Genomic DNA, 25,840 nt, shown 5'->3' with positions numbered 1-25,840 from the left:
GATGCAGGGGTAAAAAAATGAAGCTAACCGATGTTGAAGGCTCCGGAGACAGCATTTTCTTTCCTGCTCTTGAGCAGAATATGATGGGAGCAGTATTAATTAATGACAATGACGAAGTGTTGTTTTTTAATCCGGCAGCGGAAAAACTCTGGGGATATCGTCGGGACGAGGTGATCGGTAACGGTATTTCGATGCTCATTCCCCATGATTTACGCCCGGCACACCCGGATTACATTCGTCATAACCGTGAAGGCGGTCAACCCCGCGTGGAGGGCATGAGTCGGGAATTATTGCTGGAACGCAAAGACGGCAGCAAAGTCTGGACGCGTTTTGCCCTGTCAAAAGTGAACGTGGCAGGCAAGATTTTCTATCTGGCGCTTGTCCGTGATGCCAGCGTCGAAATGGAGCAGAAAGAACAGAAACGTCTGCTGGTGCTGGCGGTCGATCACCTCGACCGTCCGGTGATTGTGCTCGACCCTGCGCGGCGTATTGTTCAGTGTAACCGTGCGTTTACCGAGATGTTTGGCTACGGAATCACCGAAGCGGCAGGCCAACAACCGGATGATCTGCTCAATATTCCCGAAGAGCCGTCGGATAATCGCCTGAGACTCAAACAGTTACTCGGGAAAACGACGCGCGATCAGGATGAGTTTCTGGTCATCACCCGTGCAGGTGAAAAGATCTGGATTAAAGTGTCTGTCAGTCCGGTTTACGACCCGCGTAGTGAACTGCAAAACCTGGTCATGACCTTTTCCGATATCACCGAAGAACGGCAGATTCGCCAACTCGAAGGCAATATTCTGGCGGCGATGTGCAGCAGCCCGCCGTTTCACGAAATGGGCGACATTATTTGCCGCAATATTGAAGCGGTGCTGCGGGAAACACATGTTTCACTGTATGCGTTGAAAGACAACGTCCGCCAGTTCTGGGCGGCGTCATCGAAAGAGATTGACGCAAAAGCATTGAACGTCTGGACGCTCACCATCCGGCAACGGGATGGTGAGCCAGCCGGGACGCTGTTAATTAAAACGGCGAAAGGAAAAGAAACCAGCGCCTTTATTGAACGCGTAGCGGACATCAGTCAGCATATGGCGGCCCTGGCGCTGGAACAGGAGAAAAGCCGTCAGCATATTGAGCATCTCCTGCAGTTTGATCCGCTCACCGGTTTGCCCAACCGCAATCATCTGCACTCCTATCTCGATGATCTCATTAACGGCGCGAAAGCGTTTTCGCCGGTGGTGTTTCTCATCAGCGTCGATCACTTCCAGGATGTCATCGACAGTCTCGGCTACGCCGTGGCCGATCAGGTCTTGCAACAGGTCATCAATAAAATCCGCGAGCGACTCAAACCCGAGCAATATTTGAGCCGTATCGAAGGCACGCAGTTTGTACTGGTCAGTGACGATAACGAAATGAGTAATATCACCCAGTTTGCGGATGAACTGATCAATATCGGCAGTGAAGCCACGCTTTATGACGATAAACCCTTCCCGCTGACCTTCAGCATCGGGATTAGCGATGAAGCGGGAAAAAATCGTGACTATCTGCTTTCCACCGCCCACAACGCGATGGATTTTATTCGTAAAGCGGGCGGCAACGGCTGGCAGTTCTTCAACCCGGAAATGAACCTCGCGGTAAAAGAGCGTTTGCAGCTCGGCGCCGCGCTGAAAAACGCCATTGCCAATAACCAGTTGCGGTTAGTGTATCAACCGCAGATCTTTGCCCAGACCGGCGAGCTGTATGGTTTTGAAGCGCTCGCGCGCTGGAGCGACCCGGTGCACGGTCACGTGCCGCCCAACCGCTTTATTCCCCTCGCCGAAGAGACCGGCGAAATTGAAAACATAGGTCGCTGGGTGGTCAGAGAAGCGTGTCGCCAGTTGGCGGAATGGCGCACGATGTCGCTGTCCATTCCGACGCTGTCGGTGAACCTCTCCGCCCTGCACTTTCGCAGCAATCAACTGCCGGACCAGGTGTCGGAAGCGATGGTGGAATTTGCCATTCCGGGCGATCAGCTGACGGTTGAAATCACCGAAAGCATGATGATGGAGCAGGATGAAGAGATCCTCAGGCGCATTGAGATCTTACGCAACATGGGGGTGGGACTGTCAATTGATGACTTTGGCACCGGTTTTTCCGGCCTCTCACGGCTGGTCAGCCTGCCCGTAACGGAATTGAAAATCGATAAAACCTTTGTCGATCGCTGCCAGACCGAGAAACGCATTCAGTCTTTACTGGAAGCGATTATCAGCATTGGGCAAAGTCTGAACCTGATGGTCATTGCCGAAGGGGTTGAAACGAAAGAACAATTTGAGTTATTGCGCTCGATGAATTGCCCGGTGATTCAGGGATATTTTTTTTCCCGTCCCATACCGGCTGATGAAATCGCCGACTGGATGAAGACGGCGCTACCGTTGACGATCTGATATGCAGAACATGCCCGGTGGCGCTATCGCTTACCGGGCATTCCATCACCAGAACATTACGGCAATTTAAACGACGACACCTGGAGGGCGAGCTCTTCGGCTTCCGCTTTTAAGATCTGCGTCCGCGCCGCTGCATCGTCAATCAACGAGGCGTTCTGCTGGACCGTGCTGTCCATTTCCGTGACGGCAAGTGTCACTTCGGCGACGCCTTTACGCTGCTCTTCCCCCGCGACGCGAATTTCCCCCATTAACTGACGCACCTGACGAACATGCCCCACCAGTTCCTGTAAGCGATCGCCGGCATGATGAATTTGCTGGCTGCTGTTATCGACGTGCGACACCGACTCATCAATGAGCGCTTTGATTTCCTGGGCGGCGGTCGCGCTGCGCTGCGCCAGCGTTCTCACCTCAGACGCTACCACTGCAAATCCACGTCCGGCATCCCCGGCGCGAGCCGCTTCCACGGCCGCATTGAGCGCCAGAATGTTGGTCTGGAAGGCAATGCTGTCAATCACTGAGACTATCTCAACCATTCGGCCCGATGAGGCGCTGACGTTATCCATGGTTGAAATCACCCCATGCATGACATCGCCGCAGCGGTTGGCCGTTTGCGCCGTGCTTTCTGAAAGTTCATCCGCCAGTTGAGTATTACCCGCATTCTGATGAACGGTCGCATTAAGCTGTTCCATTGCGGCCGCACTCTCTTCCAGCGCTGCCGCCTGCTGGGTGACCCGTGTAGACAGCTCAGTATTACTGTCGGCAAGGCTAACGGCGTTATTCGCCACCACTTCACTGCTGCTGCGCACCGTAAGCATAATGGCGGCAATTTTGTCCACGAAGAGGTTAAACGCCTCCGCTATCGCTGAAATTTCGTCCTTGCCCTTCACGTCTAAGCGCCGGGTCAGATCGCCGTCTCCCTGCGCGATATCGTCCAGCGCCTGCCGTGTGTCGTCCAGACGAGCAATCAGCCGGCGGACAACCAGCCAGGAGCCCACCAGCAGCAGCGTCATGACCGGGATCAGCACTTCAAGAACATCGCGCATCATCACTTTCGCCAGCCCGACGATGCGTTCTTGTGGTGTAACCAGTCCCACCACCCAACCGGTATCGGCCATCGGGAACAACATTACGCGTGACGGTGCGTTCAGAATGCCATCATTTTCCAGCGCCACGGAGGTGACATCGGTGGTTGAGGTGCGCAGTTTCTGCAAACGTTGAGCGACAGGACTCAGCCAGCCTGATGCCTTCACCAGATCGCCGACGGTCCTGGAGTGATCCCGATCGTTTTGTGGGAAATAGAGAATTTGCCCCTGTTTATCAACGACAAAGGCGTATCCACCGGTGCGTCCACCCTGCTGCTGCATAAAGCTGGCAACGTTATCGAGTCGAATATCGGTGGTTGCCACACCGGCGAATTTACCCGCCAGTTGATACGGAATGCTGCAGGTCACCATGTTGATCCCGGAAATGGCATCCTGATAAACATCAGACCAGACACAGTTTTCCTGCGAATGGCCCTTCGCGCCCTGATACCAGCTTTCGTTATGGTAGCCGTTGCCACCTGCTGCGTTGTATTCGTCGGAATACACCAGCTTATCGTCGCTACCGCGCGCCCAGAAAAAGCTGCGCTGCGCAACACCAGGCGTAAACGCGTCCGGTTCAGGCCAGATCCCGCCCCCGGTAATGATCGAATTATTTTGTTCGCCGAGAAGATGCGGCACGACGGCGCGGTACAGCGCTTCATCATTTGGCAGGACTTCGGCCAGTCGCGACAAACTTACGGTTTCTCCCTCAATACGTGACAGGACGCTGCTGAGTTGACGCGTCAGGCCATGCCCGGTCTCCTCGATCAACGCCGTATTGACTTCAACGACGCGGGGTTGCCCGCGCCAAAGCATAATGACAACAATCACTAACGTCGTTACGGCAAGTAACGCGATCCCCCCGAGTGTCAAACGAGTCGAAATACGTGACGGATACCAGACCATATAAACATCCTTTTATTTCCAGGCTAATTTATATTCAGTATCGGCACGTGTTTTTAGAGCTTTATACAGAATTCCATATTGCCTTAAATTAATAATGTGACGTTGTCACATATAGCAAAACCCAGCACTCTGGCTGGGTTTAAATAAGTGCTTAATCTTATTTGCTTAATTCTTTTTTGATTTCATCTTTAATTTTAGTCAGTTCGCTCTGCGGATGTTTTTTACAGATTTCAACGGTTAAAGGAACCGCAGTTGTCACTGTTTCATCGAAAGTGACGTAGTCGCCGCCTTTAAAGTCTTCATCTTCGTTTAATACCCAGAAGGCAACCGGCGCCATCGTCTGCGGGTTCAGGTCGATGAACTCCTGGCAGCTCATGCTCTTAGGCGTGACGTCGGTTTTCGCGTCAGTCGTTGCTGCATTGACGCTGACACTGGTCAACAGCGCTGCCACTAAAATACCTGCTGTAGAAAGGGAAAATTTGTTCATTATGATGGCTCCGTTAATGATATAAATAACCTCTACATGAGCGCTTTAAACCGTTAATGTAGAACGAAAAGAATAATACCGCTCCCTTCTCAGAAATAAATACACCCATACTTGTTATGGCTGTTATTGATATTTCCCGGTACCGATCCTGATGTTTGCCGTTTATTTCGCCGCGAGAGTGTGATCGCGCTTGCGTATCCGGCAGATAACCGCCCTTTAGCCTTACCGTTGCACCAAAACTGCACTACGCTGCACAAATGTTGATCATAAGTTAATTAATGCGGCATCAATTTAACAATTGACGCCTGTCGCGGCGGCGTTTTTGAACATGGCACGCGTCCTGCATTGTTAATGAACTAACAGTGAGCGGACTTTTGACAGCCTGGTAACAGCGAGACGGTGATGACAGCAAAACCTGAGTTACTGACCCGAATTGAACAGACCTTCAGCCTGCATACGCCGAGTGAAAAGCGTGTTGCCAGCTGGCTGTTGACCCATGTGGCGCAAATCCCGTTTGAAACCGCCGACAGTATTGGCAAAGCGACGGGCACCAGTGGGATTACCGTTGGACGCTATCTACGCAAAATCGGTTATCGCAATCTGGAAGATGCTAAAGCCAGCCTGCGTGAACTGCCTTCTGTCCCCTATCAGCCCTGGGGCATGAACGAGCGTCTGGACTCCTGGCAACAACAGCAACAGTTGCCGGACCGCGCGCGTCAGTCGCTATCGCTGGAGATTGACGCGATCGCCCATGTTTATCAACTGGCGCAAGGGGACGTTTTCCAGCGTATTACCCGGCAGCTGGCGCAGGCGGAAGCGGTGTATGTGCTGGGGATCCAGTCGACGCGGGGGATCGCCAATGCCTTCTTCAGTCATCTCGAATATCTGCGTCCTCGGGTGAACTACTCCGAAGGGCTTTCCGGCAGTTGGGTGGAATCCCTCAATTCCGGGTTTGAGAAACCGTATGTGGTGCTCACCGATACCCGCGCTTACTCCGCCATTGCCCGGCAGTACTGCCGCGTCGCCAGCGAGCGGCACATTCCGCTGGCGCTGATCACCGATGTCTGGTGCCCCTGGGCACGGGATTACGCCATCGATTTACTGCAGGTGAAAACGGACACCGGACACTTCTGGGATTCGCTGGCGCCGGTGAGCTGTCTGTTTAATCTTCTGCTTTCCGGCGTGGCGGAACAGCTGGGCGATTCACTTACCGGGCGGCTACAGACCAACCGCCAGTTACAACAAGAATTTGGTCAATTCGAACAATAAACAGGAAACGTGCTATGTCTGAAACTCCGCAACTGGTCGATCTGTCGGTGATTTTTCCGACGCTGGATATCGACCTCAAATATGCGACCGCCGATAACCTGACCGGCGCGCCGATTTATCGCGAATCGCGCTGCCTGCTGCACCAGGATGCGGTCACCGCGCTGGCGAAAAGCATCAGCATTGCGCAACTGGCGGGCCTTTCTCTGGTGGTTTATGACGCCTATCGTCCGCAACAGGCACAGTCCATCCTGTGGGATGCCTGCCCCGATCCGCAATATGTGGTCGATGTTGCCATCGGCTCGAACCACAGTCGCGGAACGGCCATCGACGTCACGTTGAAAGACGCGAATGGCAAGATTCTCGATATGGGGGCGGGTTTTGATGAAATGCACGACCGTTCACATGCGTATCACCCTTCTGTTCCTGCCACCGCGCAGCGTAACCGGCTGTTACTCAACGCCATTATGTTTGGCGGTGGCTTTGTCGGCATCAGCAGCGAGTGGTGGCATTTTGAGTTACCTGCCGCGAGTCGTTATCCGCTGCTGGAAGACTGTATTGCCTGCTTTCCCGTTACAACCACAACAACACACACCTCTTTTTGATTCCGGAGCGTCGTCATGAAATTAACTTCGTTGTTTCGTCCCGCGTTGATTGCCGTTTCCCTGGCGATGGCCCTGCCTGCCGTCCAGGCTGCCGTCCCGAAAGACATGCTGGTGATCGGTAAAGCCGCTGATCCGCAAACCCTTGATCCGGCGGTGACTATCGATAATAACGACTGGACGGTGACCTACCCGTCCTATCAGCGTCTGGTGAAGTACAAAACCGAAGGCGATAAAGGCTCTACCGAGGTAGAAGGTGACCTGGCAAGCGGCTGGAAATCCTCTGACGACCAGAAAGAGTGGACCTTTACGCTTAACGATCAGGCCAAATTTGCCGATGGTTCCCCTGTCACCGCTGAGGCGGTGAAACAGTCCTTCGAACGTCTGCTGAAAATCGGTCAGGGACCGGCAGAAGCGTTTCCTAAAGATCTCAAGGTAGACGCTGTCGATGCGCACACGGTGAAATTTACCCTCAGTCAACCGTTCGCTCCGTTCCTTTACACGCTGGCCAATGACGGCGCGTCGATCATCAACCCGGCGGTGCTGAAAGCGCATGCCGCGGATGACGCCCGTGGTTTTCTGGCGCAAAACACCGCAGGTTCCGGGCCGTTTATGCTGAAAAGCTGGCAGAAAGGCCAACAGCTGGTGCTGGTCCCGAATCCACATTACGCCGGTCCAAAACCGAACTTTACACGCGTATCGGTGAAAATTATCGGTGAGAGCGCGTCGCGCCGTCTGCAACTGTCGCGCGGCGATATCGACATCGCGGATGCCCTGCCGGTGGATCAGCTCAGCGCGTTAAAACAGGAAGGCAAAGTCGCCGTGGCTGACTATCCGTCGCTTCGCGTGACCTATCTCTATCTGAACAACAGCAAAGCACCGCTGAATCAGGCAGATCTGCGTCGGGCGATTTCCTGGTCCACCGATTATCAGGGAATGGTGAAAGGGATCCTCAGCGGCAACGGCAAACAGATGCGCGGGCCGATCCCGGAAGGCATGTGGGGCTACGATGCCTCTGCGTTGCAATACAACTTTGATGAAGCCAAAGCGAAAGCGGAATGGGACAAAGTCGCCAGCAAACCCACCAGCCTGAGCTTCCTCTACTCTGACAACGATCCCAACTGGGAGCCGATCGCCCTTGCCACTCAGGCCAGCCTCAGCAAACTGGGGATTACCGTGAAGCTGGAGAAACTGGCGAACGCCACCATGCGTGATCGCGTGGGTAAAGGCGATTACGACATCGCCATCGGCAACTGGAGCCCGGACTTCGCCGACCCCTATATGTTCATGAACTACTGGTTTGAGTCTGACAAAAAAGGACTGCCCGGTAACCGCTCGTTCTATGAAAACGCCGACGTCGACAAGCTGTTGCGCAGCGCGCTGAGCACCACCGATCAGGCCGCCAGAACTAAGGACTACCAGCAGGCGCAGAAAATCGTCATTGATGAAGCGGCCTACGTCTATCTGTTCCAGAAGAACTACCAGTTAGCGATGAACAAAGAGGTCAAAGGCTTCGTGTTCAACCCGATGCTCGAGCAGGTCTTTAATATCGGCACCATGAGCAAATAAGCCACGTTAATGCGGAGCCGTACTGGCTCCGCCAGGGGAAGCCAATGACTTTCTGGAGCATTTTGCGCCAGCGCTGCTGGGGACTTGTTCTTGTGGTGGCCGGCGTTTGCGTCATCACCTTTATTATTTCGCACCTGATCCCCGGCGATCCGGCCCGCCTGCTGGCGGGCGACCGGGCAAGCGAAGAGATTGTCGAAAATATTCGCCAACAGCTTGGGCTGAATCAACCGCTGTATGTGCAGTTTGCGCGCTATGTAAGCGATGTCTTCCAGGGGAACTTAGGCATTTCAATTCGCACCGGGCGTCCGGTGATGGAAGAACTGCGCGTCTTTTTCCCGGCAACGCTGGAACTGGCCTTTTGTTCACTGCTGCTGGCGCTGGTCATTGGTATTCCGCTGGGCATTCTTTCCGCCGTCTGGCGTAACCGCTGGCTGGATCACCTGGTGCGTCTGATGGCGATCACCGGCATTTCGACGCCGGCCTTCTGGCTGGGACTAGGCGTGATCGTGCTGTTTTACGGCCATCTGCAAATTTTGCCGGGTGGCGGACGGCTGGATGACTGGCTGGATCCGCCAACGCATGTAACCGGGTTTTATCTGATCGATGCCCTGCTGGAAGGCAACGGCGAGGTCTTTTTTAATGCCTTACAGCATCTGATTTTACCGTCGTTGACGCTGGCGTTTGTTCACCTGGGGATTGTGGCGCGGCAGATCCGTTCCGCGATGCTGGAACAGCTCAGTGAAGATTATATCCGCACGGCGAAAGCCAGCGGCCTTCCCGGCTGGTACATCGTGCTGTGTTACGCCCTGCCCAACGCGCTGATCCCGTCGATTACCGTGCTTGGACTGGCGCTGGGTGACTTGCTGTATGGCGCAGTGCTGACCGAAACCGTCTTTGCCTGGCCCGGAATGGGCGCCTGGGTGGTGACCTCTATTCAGGCGCTCGATTTCCCGGCGGTGATGGGCTTCGCCGTGGTGGTCTCTTTTGCTTATGTGCTGGTCAATCTGGTGGTGGATCTGCTCTATCTGTGGGTGGACCCGCGCATTGGGCGTGGAGGTGCTGAATGATGTTAACCGAAGAGACGCCGACGCCGGTACGCGTGACGCGTCGGCGCATTGACTGGGCCAGATTGTTCTGGCTGATGAAAAGCAGTCCGCTGACAATGATTGGCGGCGTGATTATTGTCCTGATGTTGTTGCTGATGGTGCTGTCGCCGTGGATCGCGCCTTACGATCCCAACGCGATCGATTTAAGTGCGCGGCTGTTACCGCCAACGGCGACGCACTGGTTTGGAACTGATGAAGTCGGACGCGATCTGTTCAGCCGGGTGCTGGTGGGCAGCCAGCAGTCGATCGTTGCCGGGCTGGTGGTGGTCGGAATTGCTGGTGGCGTCGGCTCACTGCTGGGCTGTCTGTCCGGAGTGATGGGCGGTCGTGCTGACGCCATCATCATGCGGATGATGGATATTATGCTGTCGATCCCCTCGCTGGTGCTGACGATGGCGCTGGCTGCCGCGCTCGGGCCGAGCCTGTTTAACGCGATGCTGGCGATTGCTATTGTGCGCATTCCCTTTTACGTACGTCTGGCGCGTGGGCAAACGCTGGTCGTGCGCCAGTTTACCTATGTCCAGGCCGCCCGCACGTACGGCGCTTCCCGCTGGCATTTGATTAGCTGGCACATCCTGCGTAACTCGTTACCGCCGCTGATTGTGCAGGCATCGCTGGATATTGGCAGCGCCATTCTGATGGCGGCCACGCTGGGCTTTATCGGGCTTGGCGCTCAGCAACCAAGCGCCGAATGGGGCGCGATGGTCGCGATTGGCCGTAATTACGTTCTCGATCAGTGGTGGTATTGCGCTTTCCCTGGCGCCGCCATCCTGATCACGGCCGTCGGTTTTAACCTGTTCGGTGACGGGATCCGCGATTTGCTGGATCCGAAAGCAGGAGGAAAACAGTAATGACTCAACCGGTGCTGGAAATAGACGATTTACACTTGAGTTTTCCGGGATATAAAGCCGACGTTCACGCCCTGAGCCATGTGTCGCTGCGCATTCAACGCGGCGAAATTGTCGGCGTGGTGGGCGAATCGGGTTCCGGGAAGTCAGTCACCGCGATGCTCACCATGCGCCTGCTGCCGGAAGGTAGCTACCGCATTCATCAGGGGCGCGTCTCGCTACTGGGCGAAGATGTGCTGAACGCCAGCGAGAAGCAAATGCGTCAATGGCGCGGCGCACGCGTGGCGATGATCTTCCAGGAGCCGATGACAGCACTCAACCCAACGCGACGTATCGGCCAGCAGATGGTGGAAGTGATTCGTCATCATCAGACGGTAAGCCGCGCGCAGGCCCGGGAAAAGGCGATTACTCTGCTGGAAGAGATGCAGATCCCCGACGCCGCCGGGGTGATGACCCGTTTCCCGTTTGAGCTTTCAGGCGGCATGCGTCAGCGGGTGATGATCGCCCTTGCCTTCTCCTGCGAACCGGAGCTGATCATCGCTGATGAACCTACCACCGCGCTGGACGTCACCGTACAGTTGCAAGTGCTGCGTCTGCTGAAACACAAGGCCCGCGCCAGCGGCACGGCCGTGCTGTTTATCAGTCATGACATGGCGGTGGTATCGCAACTGTGCGACCGGCTGTACGTGATGTATGCCGGAAGCGTAATTGAAAGTGGCCAGACCGATGCCGTGATCCACCATCCGACCCATCCCTATTCGATTGGCCTGCTGAAATGCGCGCCGGAGCAAGGGGAACCGCGCCAGCCGCTGCCGGCGATCCCTGGCACCGTACCGGATCTTACCCGCTTGCCGCGGGGCTGCGCGTTTCGGGATCGCTGCTTTGCCGCAGGTCCGCTTTGCGAAACGATACCCGCCATGAGCCTGCATGGCGCTGGCGACCAGCGCTCAGCCTGCTGGTATCCTCTTCTGGAGAATCCCCATGTCTGAAACGTTACTGGCTTTACAGGATGTGCATGTCAATTTCCCGGCGAAGAAAAACTGGCTGGGACGGGTCACCGAACGCGTGCATGCGCTCAACGGGATGGATTTACAGATCCGCCGGGGCGAGACGCTGGGGATTGTCGGTGAATCCGGCTGTGGAAAAAGCACGCTGGCGCAGTTGCTCATGGGGATGCTGAAGCCCAGCCAGGGGCAGTATCAACAGGATTCATCATCGACCGAAATGCAGATGGTATTTCAGGACCCACTCTCCTCACTGGATCCACGTCTGCCGGTGTGGCGGATTATCACCGAGCCGGTATGGATTCAGAAACGCAGCAGCGAACGGGAGCGACGGGCGCTGGCGGCAACCTTAGCCAGTCAGGTTGGGATCCGCCCGGAATACCTCGACCGCCTGCCGCACGCTTTCTCCGGCGGACAGCGTCAGCGCATCGCGATTGCCCGGGCGCTGTCGTCAGAACCGGATGTGATCGTGCTGGATGAGCCGACGTCAGCGCTGGATATTTCCGTCCAGGCGCAGATCCTGAACCTGCTGGTCGCGTTGCAGGCCAGTCGCAATCTGACCTACATTCTGATCTCGCATAACGTCTCAGTGGTACGCCACATGAGCGACCGGGTGGCAGTGATGTACCTCGGGCAAATCGTCGAACTCGGCGAGACGGCGCAGGTGCTCTCCACCCCGGCACATCCTTATACCCGCCTGCTGCTGGATTCCGTGCCAAAAACCGGCGCGCCGCTGGCTGAAGAACGGGTGATACGCAAAACGGAATTACCTGGCAACCGGGTGCTGCCGACGGGCTGTTTTTTTCGTGACCGGTGCCCGTTAGCGACCCACGGCTGCGAAACACGACAGGCGCTACGCAGGCTTGATGTGGGAACGGACGTACGTTGCTGGCGTGCCTGATGACAGGCACGGATACCGGAGGTCGACTTCAACATGTTTATGCCCGGTCAGCATCACGCGACCGGGCAATACTGCCGTTACGACTTCAGTTGATAATCGAGGGTGATTTCCGCTTTCAGCACCTGCGACACCGGGCAGCCGGCTTTCGCTTTCTGGATGATACCGTCGAAGGTGGCGGCATCGATTCCCGGCACGTTCACTTCGCTGTGCAGCGCGATTTTGGTAATCGCAAAACCGGCATCAACTTTATCCAGCGACACGTCAGCCGTGGTGTCGATGGCATCCGGCGTAAAGCCCGCCTCGCCAAGCATCAATGAAAGCGCCATTGAGAAACAGGCGGCATGCGCTGCGCCGATCAACTCTTCCGGATTGGTGCCTTTCGCCCCTTCAAAACGGGTATTGAAACCATAAGGCTGCTGGTTCAGCACGCCGCTTTCCGTCGAAACGGTGCCTTTTCCGCGTTTGATATCGCCTTCCCAGTGTGCCTGACCTTTCTTATGGATTGTCATCGTTCGCTCCTTATTGTCGTCGGGATAACAAGTATAGGACGCTCACCCGATTTCGTGGCCGTTAGCAGAGACTTCTTAATTCCCTGCTTACACATTGACCTTTCCGATTAAATGTCCGACTATCAATCAGGTCGGTATCCATCGGTACCGTCGACCTTAAGGGTTATATTTCGTCCGAAGTCACATGGACTCATCCTTGAAACCAGTAACAGGATAAAGGAGTTAGAATGAAATCGAACCGTCAGGCCCGTCATATTCTTGGACTGGACCATAAAATTTCCAATCAGCGCAAAGTGGTGACTGAAGGTGAAAAATCCAGCGTGGTGAACAACCCTACCGGCAGAAAACGCCACGCAGACAGCAAAAAGTAACCGCACAGCCCGAATATGACGATAAACACCATCGCAAACGCGATGGTGTTTTTGCTTACAAAAGCCTTAATCCATGCACGATGCTTTATACTCTGTGCCCGATGCCCTGGTGGAATGGCAACATATTATAAAAAGTGCCAGGGACGGATATTCAAAAAAAGAGTGAGTGACATGGAAACCAAAAGCAAAAAACTGCGTTCCCTTTATATTCCTTACGCTGGCCCTGTACTGCTGGAATTCCCCTTACTGAATAAAGGCAGTGCTTTCAGTATGGAAGAGCGCCGTAACTTCAACCTGCTGGGGTTACTGCCGGAAGTGGTCGAGTCGATTGAAGAACAGGCAGAACGTGCCTGGATCCAGTATCAGGGATTCAAAACGGAAATCGACAAGCATATCTACCTGCGCAATATTCAGGATACCAACGAAACCCTGTTCTACCGACTGGTGCATAACCATCTCGATGAGATGATGCCGGTGATCTATACCCCAACGGTCGGTGCGGCCTGTGAACGTTTCTCCGAGATTTATCGTCGCGCGCGCGGCGTGTTCATCTCCTACCAGAACCGCCACAACATGGATGACATCCTGCAAAACGTCCCCAACCACAACATCAAAGTGATTGTGGTCACCGACGGCGAGCGGATTCTTGGCCTGGGCGACCAGGGGATCGGCGGGATGGGCATTCCCATCGGTAAGCTTTCGCTGTATACCGCCTGTGGCGGCATCAGCCCGGCCTACACCCTGCCGGTCGTGCTGGATGTGGGAACCAACAACCCGCAACTGCTCAACGATCCGTTATACATGGGCTGGCGCAATCCGCGCATCACCGACGACGAATACTATGCGTTTGTCGATGAATTCATTCAGGCCGTTAAGCACCGCTGGCCGGACGTTCTGCTGCAGTTTGAAGACTTCGCGCAGAAAAACGCCATGCCGCTGCTTAACCGCTATCGCGACGAAATCTGCTCGTTCAACGATGACATTCAGGGCACCGCCGCGGTGACCGTCGGCACGCTGATCGCCGCCAGCCGGGCGGCAGGCAGCCAGCTTAGCGAACAGAAAATTGTCTTCCTCGGCGCGGGTTCAGCCGGTTGCGGTATTGCCGAACAGATCATTGCCCAGATCCAGCGTGAAGGATTAAGTGAAGAGGCCGCGCGCCAGAGAGTCTTCATGGTGGATCGCTTTGGCCTGCTGACCGACCAGATGCCGAATCTGCTCTCCTTCCAGACCAAACTGGTGCAGAAACGTGAAAATCTGCAGGCGTGGGATACCGACAACGAGGTGCTGTCGCTGCTTGATGTGGTCCGTAACGTTAAGCCTGACATTCTGATTGGGGTTTCCGGGCAAACCGGTCTGTTCACCGAAGAGATCATCCGCGAAATGCACAAGCATTGCCCGCGTCCGATCGTGATGCCGCTGTCTAACCCCACCTCGCGTGTGGAAGCGACGCCGCAGGACATCATCGCCTGGACCGAAGGCAACGCGCTGGTCGCTACCGGCAGTCCATTTATGCCGGTGGTCTGGAAAGACAAAGTCTATCCCATCGCCCAGTGTAACAATGCCTATATTTTCCCGGGGATTGGGCTGGGCGTGATTGCCTCCGGTGCCTCCCGCATTACCGATGAGATGCTGATGTCCGCCAGTGAAACGCTGGCCCAGTACTCGCCGCTGGTGCTTAACGGCGAAGGTCTGGTGTTGCCTGAACTGAAAGACATTCAGACCGTCTCGCGCGCCATTGCGTTTGCCGTCGGGAAGATGGCGCAGCAACAGGGCGTGGCGGTGAAAACCTCCGCCGAAGCGCTGTTGCAGGCTATCGAAGAGAACTTCTGGCAGGCGGAATATCGCGACTATCGTCGTACTTCTATCTGACGAACTGCCCGGCGGCGCCTGCTGCCGGGCCTTCAGGCTTGCGCTGTCTCATCACTTGCGATTACACTTTCGCCATCGATTAACATTCGGATAAATATAAGGAGGATACTTATGCTGTACTGTGAACGCTTCATCGCTTCACATGCTTTTGGCGATCGCCAGTGCTCAAGCGTTATCGGTATCGTGCTGCGATAACTTCTGCTTGAGCGAAGCTAACTTCTGAATTCCCCTTCTCTCGGGCTTACCGGGTTATCGTCAGCGATGTTTGACGAGGCGTTTTGACGCCTGTAACTCTTGAGTAAGCAACAATGAGCACATTACTAACCGCACAATCCCTGCACGTTGATACGGCGTTCGGCACGCTTTTCGACGATCTGACGTTTACCCTGAAAAAAGGCGATCGCATTGGGCTGATCGGCTACAACGGCTGCGGCAAAAGCACGCTGCTGAAAGTTCTCGACGGTTCGATTGTCCCGACTGGCGGCACCCTGGCGCTGGCGAACCACTGCCATCTTGCGCGTGTCGAACAGCACCTGCCCGACGAGCTCCTGCCGCTGACGTTACAGGAAGCCGTTCTGGCACAACTTCCTGAACATGAACGGGCCAGCCAGCTCTGGCAGGTCGAGGCGTTACTCGCGCAAATGGGCTTCAGTGTCCAGGATCTGCAATTAACAGCACAAACCCTGAGTGGCGGTCAGCATACGCGTTTGTTGCTGGCCCGCGCGCTGATGCGCCAGCCTGATCTGCTGCTGCTTGACGAACCGGGAAACCACCTGGATTTGCCGACGTTACTGTGGCTGGAGCAGTTTTTACAGAACTGGTCCGGCAGTTTTGTGGTGGTGTCCCACGATCCGCAACTGCTGGATGCGATCACAAACGGCACGTGGATCCTGCGCGATCGTACCCTGCACGCCTTTGCATTGCCCTGCAGCGCGGCACGCCAGGCACTGCTTGAGCGCGATGCCAGCGACGCGTTGCGTCATAAGGCGGAACAAAAAGAGATCGATCGCGTCACCGCCAGTGCTAAACGGCTGGCAACCTGGGGCCGGGTGTATGACAACGAAGATCTGTCGCGCAAAGCGAAGCAAATGGAAAAACAGGTGTTACGTCTCAAGGAGGTGCAAACGGATCTGACGGCAGGAAGTCAGTGGTCACTAACATTGCACGGAGACGCGCTACGGGCAGACCGTCTGCTGGAACTGTCGCAGTTGTCGGTCACGCCTGCCCCAGAAGCGCCGACGCTGTTTACCATTGCCGGCATCCGCCTGAAAAGTGGTGACCGGGTGGCGATCGTCGGGCGCAACGGTTGCGGTAAATCGTCGCTGTTAAAACTGATCTGGCAGCATTATCAGACGGAACTGGCGTCAGATTCGCTGCGCCTCCACCCTCGCGTAACGCTGGGCTACTACGATCAGACGCTGCATCAATTACCGGATGACGCGTCGTTGTTTGACGCCCTTGAACCGTTCGCCCCGCAGCCGGATATCCGCAAAATGGCGCTGATTAGCGCGGGATTTCCGTGGATACGCCACGCGCAATTGGTCAGTACGTTAAGCGGCGGCGAGCGTTCTCGTCTGCTGTTTGTCGGCCTGTCGCTGGCGCGTTATAGCCTGCTGATGCTGGATGAACCGACCAACCATCTGGATATGGAAGGTAAAGAGGCGCTGGCACAGACCCTGCAAACCTTTGAAGGCGGCGTGCTGTTGGTCAGTCACGATCGTCAACTCATCAGCCAGAGCTGTAATCGGTTCTGGTTTGTTGACGACGGCGAGCTGAGCGAATGGCACGATCTGGACGCCGTCTATGCCCGTATCCGGCAAACCGCGGTGGAACTCTCGCCGGCGGTTGTAAAAGAGTACGATCCACTTGTCGCGGAGCACAGTGACGATGACAGTCTGCTGGAAAAACTGCTGATGCTTGAGCAACGTCTGGCTGAGGATCTGGCCCGTAAACCCAGACACCAGAAGCCGCAGTTGCAGGCTCAGTGGCGTAAAGAGATAGACGACATCACCGCGCGTCTTTAACCCTCAATGCCCGGCAACGCGAGGTTTGCCGGGCAATTTGCGTAGCGCTTTCCAGTATTCATCCCCTCTCCTTTTCTCTTTTTTCATTTCACCACACAATCGCACACGCGATGGCGAAAATTGTTGCGCCTAACGGAACATAATGCTACTGTTCCTCATGAAGGAACGAGGTGAAATGGATGATCATGAATTTCAGGCACAAGGGATTACGCGACCTGTTTCTTCACGGTAAAACGTCAGGCGTGCTGGCAAAGCACGTCAAACGTTTGCGACACCGCCTCGCCGTGATTGACGCCGCAGGCTGCGTGAACGATATCAACATGCCCGGTTACCGACTGCATCCCCTGAGCGGCGATCGTGATGGCGTCTGGTCAATATCGGTTTCAGGCAACTGGCGTATGACGTTCGAATTCGTCAATGGCGATGCGTACATTCTGGATTACGAGGATTATCACTGATGAAAATGGCGAATCATCCCCGCCCCGGGGATATCATTCAGGAAGCGCTGGACGAACTGAACGTCAGTTTGCGTGAATTTGCCAGAGCAATGGAGATTGCGCCCTCAACCGCCAGCCGGTTACTCACGGGCAAAGCGGCACTCACCCCGGAAATGGCGATCAAACTTTCGGTGGTGATCGGCAGTTCCCCGGAAATGTGGCTGAATCTGCAAAATACCTGGAGTCTGGCGCAAGCGCAAAAAAGCGTAGACATTTCCCGCCTGCGCCGTCTGGCGGTGCAGTAGCCGCGTTGACAGCCGGACTGGCAAACGCCGTCCGGCAAAATCGCTTATTGCTGTGGGTTTTTCGCTTTCCAGGCGTCCCATGCCTGTTTGATTTCCTGCTTCGCGGTCGCCGCGTCGTTAAAGCCGTTCAGCTCTACTTTCTTGCGCCCTTCCGGTAATTCTTTGTAGACGCGGAAGAACGATTCCAGCCGCTGAACCTCAATTTTCGGTAGGTCGGCCAGTTCCTTGATGTCGTCATACGTAGGATCAATTTTGCTGGCAGGAACCGCCACAATTTTGTCATCCTTGTCGCCGCCATCAATCATCTTCAGTACGCCAATTGCACGCAGCTTGATCAGCGTTCCCGGAGCCATCGGGGCGCGGGTGTAAAAAATCACATCCAGCGGATCGCCATCACCTGCCAGCGACTGGGTCAGCGAGCCGTAGTTTGCCGGATAAGCCACCGGCATCGACTGAAAGCGGTCCGCGATGATAAACCCGGTTTTAGCATCGGTTTCATATTTAATGATCCCGCCAGCCGGGATTTCCGTCACGGCATAAAATTCTTCCGGATTGTTCTCCGGCTGTGGGAACTCGAGGACGTTCTGCGCCTGAACTGACGCGGAAAGAAGTACGCTCACAGCGAGCAATTTCTTGACCAGATGCATTGTCGGTTAACTCTTCGGTTATTTGTGAAGACAACACGTTACGTTTAGCCGATGACAGTCTCATGACGTTTTTATGGCAAAAAAAAGGCGCTACCGGTGTAGCGCCTTTAGCGGTGAAAAAGAGAATTAGTTCAACCCTTCCTCACTCTCTTTTTTCGCTTCTGCTTTCTCGATGTCACGATACCAGCGCGGGTGGTGTTTTTTCGCCCAGCGGCGACTCACCTTCCCTTCAACCATCCCTTTAATCGATCCTTTCACCCAGAATGCCATATACATATGGATGAGGATGGCGTGGATCAGAATGATCCCTGCCGCCGCGTGGATCAGCAGGCTGTAACGCACCACCTGCATCGGGAAGTACTGCGCGAAGTACGGACGCCAGATAATCACACCGGTCACCAGCAGCACAAAAATCATGCTCATGATCGACCAGAACATCATCTTCTGCCCGGCGTTATATTTGCCGACATCCGCCACTTTGTGTTCGTTGCCTTTCAGCACTTCGACAATGTTTTTCAACCACGGAAGGTCTTTCTTATCCGGGATGTTGTGGTGGACGAAGCGGACAAACATGAACATCAGCGCGACAAAAATCGCTACGCCAAAGAACGGGTGCAGAATGCGCCCCATCTGCGGCGTACCGAAGGTTTGCGTCAGCCATTGCAGCGTCGGGAAGAAAAACGAAATCCCCGACAGCGCGACCAGGAAGAAGCAAATCACCACCGTCCAGTGACAGGCGCGGTCGATGAACTTCGTGCGCACAATCATTTTCGACTTACTCATGATGGTCCTCCTCGTCATCGTCCACTTCTTTGTTCGGGCCAATACCAATGTAGTGATAGATCAGCCCGGCAAAGGTGGCGATAAATCCTGCGGCCGCCAGTGGCTTCAGCGCCCCTTTCCACAGATTGATAGAGGTGTCGACTTTCGGCTCGTTCGGTAAACCGTGGTAGAGCTCTGGCTGATTCGCGTGATGCAGGACATACATCACATGCGTACCGCCAACGCCCTGCGGGTTATAAACGCCAGCATGTTCGTAGCCGCGCGCTTTTAGCTTCGCGACGCGCTGCTCGCCCATTTCCAGCATCTCTTGTTTGGTGCCGAAATGAATCGCCCCGGTCGGACAGGTTTTGACACAGGCCGGTTCCTGACCCACGCTGACGCGATCGACGCAGAGTGTACATTTATAGACGCGGTTGTCCTCTTTATTGAGGCGCGGAATATTAAACGGACACCCGGCAATGCAGTAGCCGCAGCCAATGCAGTGTTCGGACTGAAAATCGACAATCCCGTTGGCATACTGGATGATCGCACCCGCAGACGGGCAGGCCTTCAGGCAGCCCGGATCTTCACAGTGCATACAGCCGTCTTTACGAATCAGCCATTCCAGTTTGCCGTTCTGCTCGGTTTCGCTAAAACGCATCACCGTCCAGGACTTGGCGCTGAGATCGGCGGGGTTGTCGTACACCCCGACGCAATGCCCTACCTCGTCACGGATGTCGTTCCACTCAGAGCAAGCCACCTGGCAGGCTTTGCAGCCCACGCAGGAGGAGACGTCAATGAGCTTGGCGACCTCGGCTTTGTAATCTCGCGCCTGCGGCGGCGGCGTGATTGCGTTTGTTGCGGACTTTTTGATGATGTCCTGCGTTTCCAAAGACATATGCTCGCCCCCTTACGCCTTCTCGATGTTGACTAAAAACGCTTTGTACTCCGGCGTTTGCGAGTTTGAGTCACCGACGTTTGGCGTCAGGGTGTTGGCGATATAGCCTTTACGCGCCACCCCTTCAAAGCCCCAGTGCAGCGGGATCCCGACGGTTTCAACCTGCTGACCGTTGACGTGCAGCGTACGCAGACGACGTGTGACCACCGCAACCGCACGAATGAATCCGCGCTTGCTGCTTACCTTCACGTAGTCGCCGTTACCAATGCCTTTGGCGGCGGCCAGCGTTTCGCTGATCTCCACAAACTGTTCCGGCTGCGCGATGGCGTTCAACAGCGCGTGCTTGGTCCAGGTGTGGAAGTGCTCGGTCAGACGATAGGTCGTTCCGACATACGGGAACGCGTCCTTCTTCCCTAAGCGCAGCACGTCGTCTTCATAGATGCGCACGACCGGGCTGGACACCACGTTCGGATGCAGCGGGTTAGTACCCAGCGGCGTTTCCATCGGTTCGTAGTGTTCCGGGAACGGACCTTCCGCCAGTTTATCAAGGGCAAACAAACGCCCGAGACCTTCCGGTTGCATGATAAACGGTCCGGTGGCGCTGCCCGGAGGCGCGGTGTTGAAATCCGGGATATCGTTACCCGTCCATTTCGCCCCGTCCCACTGGATCAGCATGCGTTTCGCATCCCACGGCTTACCGTTGATATCCGCGGAGGCGCGGTTATACAGCACGCGACGGTTCAGCGGCCATGCCCATGCCCAACCCAGTGTATTGCCCAACCCTGACGGGTCGGCATTATCGCGGTTGGCCATCTGGTTGCCTTTCTCCGTCCAGCTACCGGTGTAGATCCAGCAGGAAGACGAGGTCGTACCGTCGTCACGCAGTTGTGCGAAGCTGGTGAGCAGTTGCCCTTTCTTCGCAATCAGAACACCGTTGGCGTCATAGAGATCGGCCAGCGCATAACCGTTGTTCTCTTTCGCGACCTCTTCTGACTCTGGGTGATCCGGCTGTTTGTAGTCCCAGCGCATTTTCAGTAGCGGTTCTACGCCTTTCCCACCCTCTGTGCGATACATCTCGCGCAGACGATGGAAAAGCCCGGCCAGAATTTCGCCGTCGTTACGCGCTTCACCCGGCGCATCCTGCCCTTTCCAGTGCCACTGCAACCAGCGTCCGGAGTTGGCAATGGAGCCATCTTCTTCGGCAAAACAGGTGGACGGCAGGCGGAACACTTCCGTCTGAATCGACGCAGGATCGACATCATTCGACTCGCCGTGGTTCTGCCAGAAGGTTGAGGTTTCGGTCACCAGCGGATCGATCACCACCATATACTTCAGCTTGCTCAGGCTGCGAACCACTTTGTTTTTGTCCGGGAAGGACGCCACCGGGTTAAAGCCCTGACAGATGTAGCCGGTGACTTTCCCGCTATCCATCATGTTGAAGTATTTAATGACGTCGTACGCCTGATCCCATTTCGGCAACCAGTCAAAGCCCCAGTCATTCTCTTTCTGCGCATCATCGCCGTAGAACGCTTTCATCAGGCTGACGGCAAACTTCGGATAGTTGCTCCAGTAGTTCACCTGGTCTGCTAACGTGGCTTTTGGCGTGTTAGCGTTCAGCCAGGTCTGCCAGTCGCTCTGCTTTTCCGACGGCAGCGTCAGATAACCAGGCAGACTGGTTGAAAGCAGTCCGAGGTCGGTCAGTCCCTGAATATTGGAGTGACCACGCAGGGCGTTCACGCCGCCGCCGGCCATTCCCATATTGCCGAGCAGCAACTGGATCATCGCCATCGTACGGATGTTCTGCGCCCCAACCGTATGTTGGGTCCAGCCCAGCGCATACAGGAACGTGGTGGTACGATCCGCCGCACTGGTGGAGGCCAGCACGTCACATACTTTCAGGAAGTCAGCCTTCGGCGTCCCGCAGATGTTCTCGACGACGTCCGGCGTGTAGCGGGAAACGTGCTGTTTCAGCAGATTCCATACGCAACGAGGATGCGTCAGAGTTTCATCGCGTTTGGCATAGCCGTTTTCATCGAACTGGTAGTTCCAGGACGACTTATCGTACTGCCGTTTTTTCGCGTCATAACCGCTGAATAAACCGTCATCAAAGGTAAAATCATCCCGCACCAGCAGGCTGGCGTTGGTGTAATGTCTGACGTATTCGGCATTAATCTTGTTATTTTCAATCAGATACCGCAGCACACCGGACAGGAACGTAATGTCCGTGCCGGAGCGAATCGGCGCATAAATATCAGCAACCGAGGCGGTACGAGTAAAACGGGGATCGACAACAATCAGCGTGGCGTCATTGTTGTTCTTCGCTTCCATCGCCCAGCGGAAACCCACTGGATGGGCTTCAGCGGCGTTACCGCCCATCACCATCACGACGTTTGCGTTTTTGATATCAACCCAGTGGTTGGTCATCGCACCGCGACCAAATGTTGGAGCAAGACTTGCTACCGTTGGTCCGTGTCAGACGCGCGCCTGGTTGTCTACTGCCAGCATGCCGAGTGAGCGCACAAATTTTTGCGTCAGCATGCCGGTTTCATTACTGGCCGCGGAGGCGCAGAGCATCCCCGTGGAAAGCCAGCGGTTTACCGTGACGCCCTGTTCGTTTTTCTCGATAAAGTTGGCGTCGCGGTCGGCTTTCATCAGTTTTGCAATGCGGGTCAGTGCATCATCCCAGCTAATGCGTTGCCATTTGTCGGAGCCTGGTGCGCGATATTCCGGGTAGCGCAGACGGTTTTCGCTATGAATGTAATCCAGCAGACCGGCGCCCTTCGGACACAATGCGCCACGGCTTACCGGATGATCCGGATCCCCTTCGATATGATAAAGCGCTTCTTTGGCGTTTTTTGCTCCATCTCCCAGGCTATACATTAATAGCCCGCAACCTACGGAACAGTATGTGCAGGTGTTTCGGATCTCTTTCGCGCGCAACAGCTTATAATTTCGCGATTGAGCCAGTGCCATTTTGGGGGTAAATCCCAGCGCAGCAACCGTTGTTCCAGCCATACCGCCCGCGCAGATTTTAAAAAACTTTCTGCGGCTGACGTTCATTGCTTTCCCTCTTTTTCCAGAGTTGTCATGTCGCCGTGGAAACTAACAGCAATACCCATATTTTTTTTGAGTCAAATCAATAACGAAACGGTTCCGCTACTAAATAGTCCCAATTGTCGGTTTTATATACCACTAAGGTGGTAACCCCTCTCAGTATTCGCCTGGATAATTTCGCTAAAAAAGTGCTATATATTTCAACTTCTTTTTAGATAAGGCATGGGAAACGGCAAACAGAATGACGAAACAAAAAGCAACGCTGATTGGACTTATTGCGATTGTGCTGTGGAGCACAATGGTAGGTCTGATTCGCGGCGTCAGTGAAGGACTTGGGCCAGTCGGCGGTGCGGCGGCAATCTATTCATTAAGTGGACTGCTGCTGATATTTACCGTGGGTTTTCCCAATATCCGCCGTTTTCCTGTTGGTTATTTAATCGCCGGTAGCGTGCTGTTTGTCAGTTATGAAATATGTCTGGCGTTATCGTTGGGCTATGCCGCCACACGTCATCAGGCGATTGAGGTCGGTATGGTCAATTATTTATGGCCAAGTCTGACTATTTTATTCGCGATTCTGTTTAATGGTCAAAAAACCACCTGGATAATCGTTCCTGGATTACTGCTCGCGATAACCGGTATTTGTTGGGTGCTGGGTGGCGAAAACGGCCTGAATCCTGGGGAAATTATCAGTAATATCACCAGCAGTCCATTGAGCTATTTTCTCGCCTTTCTCGGGGCTTTTATCTGGGCGACCTACTGTACCGTAACCAATAAATACGCGCGTGGATTTAATGGCATCACGGTTTTCGTTTTACTGACCGCACTCAGTTTGTGGGTTCACTATTTTTTGACGCCACAACCTGAAATGGTGTTCAGTACGCCGGTCATCATTAAACTGGTCTCTGCCGCCCTGACGCTGGGTTTTGCCTATGCGGCCTGGAACGTGGGAATTTTGCACGGCAACGTCACCATCATGGCGGTAGGCTCGTATTTCACACCGGTGCTGTCATCTGCGCTGGCAGCCGTGCTGCTGAGCGCCCCGCTATCGTTCTCTTTCTGGCAGGGTGCCATTATGGTTTGCATCGGTTCTCTGCTGTGCTGGTGGGCCACACGCCGCGCGTAACGCTCTCCCGGGTCGGTACGCTTTCTGGCCCGGACTTTGCTTTCGCGTGACAAATCGTCACCAGCCCATTCTTAGGATATTCATCTTTTGTTAGAAAATTCTTATTTGATTTTTTCTGACCACTCAACCATACCTTTATTAATCTTCAGAATCGGGTTTATTTATTTCATCTCTAATAAGAGCGCTAAGTCTTTAAACTTATGTTAAATTTATGATAACAAGACGCTAATAAATCAGAGGTTTACATTGTTCAACAATTATTAACCTGTATATAGTACACACTGATAACTAACTCGCATAATAACCAATAAGCCGTATATAATTCCCTGCGAAAATATTGCATAAAAGGTTATTTCTAAGAATTTCCGCGCCTCGGATTTGCCTTAAGGCGATCTGGATCACACAAATAGAAATAATCTGCAATTACATGAAACTTATTATTGAATTGATACTGCTGCGTAATTTAAAAATAGTTTGCCATTGAGGAAAAGCTTCGATCGACAATGGTTCAGGAATCACACCAAGAAAATTATAAGGATTGTTAACAATGAAACTTAAATTAGTTGCAGTGGCAGTGACTAGCCTGTTGGCAGCAGGCGTCGTGAATGCGGCAGAAGTGTATAACAAAGACGGCAACAAACTGGATCTGTACGGTAAAGTTACCGCTCTGCACTACTTCTCCGACAATGACGGCGATGATGGCGACAAAACTTATGCACGTCTGGGTTTCAAAGGCGAAACGCAGATTAATGACCAACTGACCGGTTTCGGCCAGTGGGAATATGAATTCAAAGGCAACAACGCTGAATCAGATGGCGCCAAAGGCAACAAAACTCGTCTGGCATTTGCTGGTCTGAAATTTGCTGAATTCGGTTCTTTCGATTATGGCCGTAACTACGGCGTTGCTTACGATGTTGGCGCATGGACCGACGTTCTGCCTGAGTTCGGTGGTGACACCTGGACCCAGACTGACAACTTCATGACTGCTCGTACAACTGGCGTTGCGACCTACCGTAACACCGACTTCTTCGGTCTGGTTGAAGGCTGGAACTTTGCTCTGCAGTATCAGGGTAAAAACGATCGCGGCGACGAAGTTAAAGCGAACGGTGATGGCTTCGGTCTGTCTACCAGCTATGAGTACGAAGGTTTTGCAGCAAGCGCCGCTTATGCGAAATCTGACCGTACTGACGACCAGGTTGCCTACGGTAACAACAGTCTGAATGCTTCCGGCGACAACGCTGAAGTGTGGGCTGCTGGCCTGAAATATGATGCGAACAACATCTATCTGGCAACTACCTACTCTGAAACTCGCAACATGACTCCGTTCGGTGATGATCATATCGCGAACAAAACTCAGAACTTTGAAGTTGTTGCTCAGTACCAGTTCGACTTCGGTCTGCGTCCGTCCCTGGCTTACCTGAAATCCAAAGCTAAAGACCTGGGTGCATGGGGCGATCAGGATGTGGTTGAGTACATTGATGTTGGCGCAACCTACTACTTCAACAAAAACATGTCTACCTATGTTGATTACAAAATCAACCTGATCGACGAAAGCAACTTTACTCGTGCTGCTGGTGTAGGCACTGACGACATCGTTGCCGTTGGCCTGACCTATCAGTTCTAATTGTTTAGAATTGAGCTGTACAA

The 25,840-nt window shown here is 54.3% G+C and carries 22 protein-coding genes; 15 read left to right on the top strand and 7 right to left on the bottom strand.

The features are described from left to right. Nucleotides 1-17 precede the first annotated feature (17 nt). Nucleotides 18-2,423 (top strand): oxygen-sensing cyclic-di-GMP phosphodiesterase DosP, encoded by a 2,406-nt coding sequence (dosP, locus tag WM46_RS06880; protein ID WP_102601816.1) that lies wholly within the window; start codon nucleotides 18-20, stop codon nucleotides 2,421-2,423. 56 nt (nucleotides 2,424-2,479) lie between these two features. Here dosP and WM46_RS06875 read toward each other — a convergent pair whose 3' ends face one another. Together WM46_RS06875 and hdeB are read right to left on the bottom strand one after the other, a co-directional pair. Then, entirely contained in the window at nucleotides 2,480-4,411 is a 1,932-nt protein-coding gene (locus tag WM46_RS06875) for a methyl-accepting chemotaxis protein (protein ID WP_061077512.1), read from the bottom strand. 157 nt (nucleotides 4,412-4,568) lie between these two features. Next, nucleotides 4,569-4,898: an acid-activated periplasmic chaperone HdeB gene (gene hdeB / locus WM46_RS06870; RefSeq protein ID WP_042319050.1), complete on the bottom strand. Its 330-nt coding sequence runs from the start codon at nucleotides 4,896-4,898 to the stop codon at nucleotides 4,569-4,571. Nucleotides 4,899-5,300: 402 nt separating this feature from the next. Here hdeB and WM46_RS06865 point away from each other — a divergent pair, with 402 nt between their 5' ends. The 7 genes from WM46_RS06865 to WM46_RS06835 are packed head-to-tail and all read left to right on the top strand — an operon-like array spanning nucleotide 5,301 to nucleotide 12,194. Then, entirely contained in the window at nucleotides 5,301-6,167 is an 867-nt protein-coding gene (locus WM46_RS06865) for a MurR/RpiR family transcriptional regulator (protein ID WP_102601815.1), read from the top strand. A 14-nt stretch (nucleotides 6,168-6,181) separates the two neighbouring features. Continuing rightward, nucleotides 6,182-6,769: a D-alanyl-D-alanine dipeptidase gene (ddpX, locus tag WM46_RS06860; protein WP_102601814.1), complete on the top strand. Its 588-nt coding sequence runs from the start codon at nucleotides 6,182-6,184 to the stop codon at nucleotides 6,767-6,769. A 15-nt stretch (nucleotides 6,770-6,784) separates the two neighbouring features. Beyond that, complete coding sequence (locus WM46_RS06855) at nucleotides 6,785-8,335, top strand: ABC transporter substrate-binding protein (RefSeq protein ID WP_102601813.1); 1,551 nt, start codon at nucleotides 6,785-6,787, stop codon at nucleotides 8,333-8,335. Between the two features lie 44 nt (nucleotides 8,336-8,379). Next, nucleotides 8,380-9,402, top strand: coding sequence for an ABC transporter permease (locus WM46_RS06850; RefSeq protein ID WP_061077516.1), 1,023 nt, complete (start codon nucleotides 8,380-8,382; stop codon nucleotides 9,400-9,402). After that, nucleotides 9,399-10,292, top strand: a complete 894-nt coding sequence (gene ddpC / locus WM46_RS06845) for a D,D-dipeptide ABC transporter permease (protein WP_061077517.1) — start codon at nucleotides 9,399-9,401, stop codon at nucleotides 10,290-10,292. Before WM46_RS06850 ends, ddpC begins: the two co-directional genes overlap by 4 nt. Further along, a complete protein-coding gene (locus WM46_RS06840; protein ID WP_102601812.1) occupies nucleotides 10,292-11,278 on the top strand; it encodes an ABC transporter ATP-binding protein in 987 nt (328 codons plus the stop codon). The genes ddpC and WM46_RS06840 overlap by 1 nt, the downstream gene beginning before the upstream one ends. Further along, a complete protein-coding gene (locus WM46_RS06835) occupies nucleotides 11,271-12,194 on the top strand; it encodes an ABC transporter ATP-binding protein (RefSeq protein WP_102601811.1) in 924 nt (307 codons plus the stop codon). The genes WM46_RS06840 and WM46_RS06835 overlap by 8 nt, the downstream gene beginning before the upstream one ends. A 77-nt stretch (nucleotides 12,195-12,271) precedes the next feature. Here WM46_RS06835 and osmC read toward each other — a convergent pair whose 3' ends face one another. Beyond that, the gene (osmC, locus tag WM46_RS06830; protein WP_061077520.1) at nucleotides 12,272-12,703 is read right to left on the bottom strand and encodes a peroxiredoxin OsmC; all 432 of its coding nucleotides are present in this window, start codon (nucleotides 12,701-12,703) and stop codon (nucleotides 12,272-12,274) included. Between the two features lie 227 nt (nucleotides 12,704-12,930). Here osmC and sra point away from each other — a divergent pair, with 227 nt between their 5' ends. From sra to WM46_RS06805, 5 genes are all read left to right on the top strand, one after another. Continuing rightward, a complete protein-coding gene (gene sra / locus WM46_RS06825; protein ID WP_061077521.1) occupies nucleotides 12,931-13,074 on the top strand; it encodes a stationary-phase-induced ribosome-associated protein in 144 nt (47 codons plus the stop codon). Between the two features lie 171 nt (nucleotides 13,075-13,245). Further along, nucleotides 13,246-14,943 (top strand): malate dehydrogenase, encoded by a 1,698-nt coding sequence (gene maeA / locus WM46_RS06820; protein WP_061077522.1) that lies wholly within the window; start codon nucleotides 13,246-13,248, stop codon nucleotides 14,941-14,943. Between the two features lie 308 nt (nucleotides 14,944-15,251). Next, nucleotides 15,252-16,967 carry an ABC-F family ATP-binding cassette domain-containing protein gene (locus WM46_RS06815; protein WP_102601810.1) on the top strand — a complete coding sequence of 572 codons (1,716 nt, stop codon included), beginning with the start codon at nucleotides 15,252-15,254 and terminating at the stop codon, nucleotides 16,965-16,967. A 179-nt stretch (nucleotides 16,968-17,146) separates the two neighbouring features. Next, a complete protein-coding gene (locus WM46_RS06810) occupies nucleotides 17,147-17,425 on the top strand; it encodes a type II toxin-antitoxin system RelE/ParE family toxin (protein ID WP_043000694.1) in 279 nt (92 codons plus the stop codon). Beyond that, nucleotides 17,425-17,709, top strand: a complete 285-nt coding sequence (locus WM46_RS06805; RefSeq protein ID WP_102601809.1) for a HigA family addiction module antitoxin — start codon at nucleotides 17,425-17,427, stop codon at nucleotides 17,707-17,709. The genes WM46_RS06810 and WM46_RS06805 overlap by 1 nt, the downstream gene beginning before the upstream one ends. Nucleotides 17,710-17,753: 44 nt before the next feature. On the opposite strand, the gene WM46_RS06800 is transcribed toward WM46_RS06805, so the two are convergent. The 4 genes from WM46_RS06800 to fdnG all read right to left on the bottom strand — a co-directional run bounded on the left by WM46_RS06800 (nucleotide 17,754) and on the right by fdnG (nucleotide 23,076). Further along, the gene (locus WM46_RS06800; RefSeq protein ID WP_061077525.1) at nucleotides 17,754-18,356 is read right to left on the bottom strand and encodes an inorganic diphosphatase; all 603 of its coding nucleotides are present in this window, start codon (nucleotides 18,354-18,356) and stop codon (nucleotides 17,754-17,756) included. Nucleotides 18,357-18,482: 126 nt separating this feature from the next. Further along, entirely contained in the window at nucleotides 18,483-19,139 is a 657-nt protein-coding gene (fdnI, locus tag WM46_RS06795) for a formate dehydrogenase-N subunit gamma (RefSeq protein ID WP_102601808.1), read from the bottom strand. Beyond that, nucleotides 19,132-20,016 carry a formate dehydrogenase subunit beta gene (gene fdxH, locus WM46_RS06790; protein WP_102601807.1) on the bottom strand — a complete coding sequence of 295 codons (885 nt, stop codon included), beginning with the start codon at nucleotides 20,014-20,016 and terminating at the stop codon, nucleotides 19,132-19,134. The genes fdnI and fdxH overlap by 8 nt, the downstream gene beginning before the upstream one ends. Before the next feature lie 12 nt (nucleotides 20,017-20,028). Next, entirely contained in the window at nucleotides 20,029-23,076 is a 3,048-nt protein-coding gene (fdnG, locus tag WM46_RS06785) for a formate dehydrogenase-N subunit alpha (protein WP_081093698.1), read from the bottom strand. A 235-nt stretch (nucleotides 23,077-23,311) separates the two neighbouring features. Between fdnG and yddG the strand changes: the two genes are divergently transcribed. Next, nucleotides 23,312-24,193 carry an aromatic amino acid efflux DMT transporter YddG gene (yddG, locus tag WM46_RS06775; RefSeq protein ID WP_102601806.1) on the top strand — a complete coding sequence of 294 codons (882 nt, stop codon included), beginning with the start codon at nucleotides 23,312-23,314 and terminating at the stop codon, nucleotides 24,191-24,193. A 547-nt stretch (nucleotides 24,194-24,740) separates the two neighbouring features. After that, a complete protein-coding gene (gene ompC / locus WM46_RS06770) occupies nucleotides 24,741-25,817 on the top strand; it encodes a porin OmpC (protein WP_042319003.1) in 1,077 nt (358 codons plus the stop codon). The last annotated feature ends 23 nt before the right edge of the window (nucleotides 25,818-25,840 follow it).

This window comes from Citrobacter freundii complex sp. CFNIH2 (genome assembly GCF_002880615.1).
Taxonomy (GTDB): Bacteria; Pseudomonadota; Gammaproteobacteria; order Enterobacterales; family Enterobacteriaceae; genus Citrobacter_A; species Citrobacter_A amalonaticus_F.
This window is presented reverse-complemented; position numbering and strand designations above follow the sequence as displayed.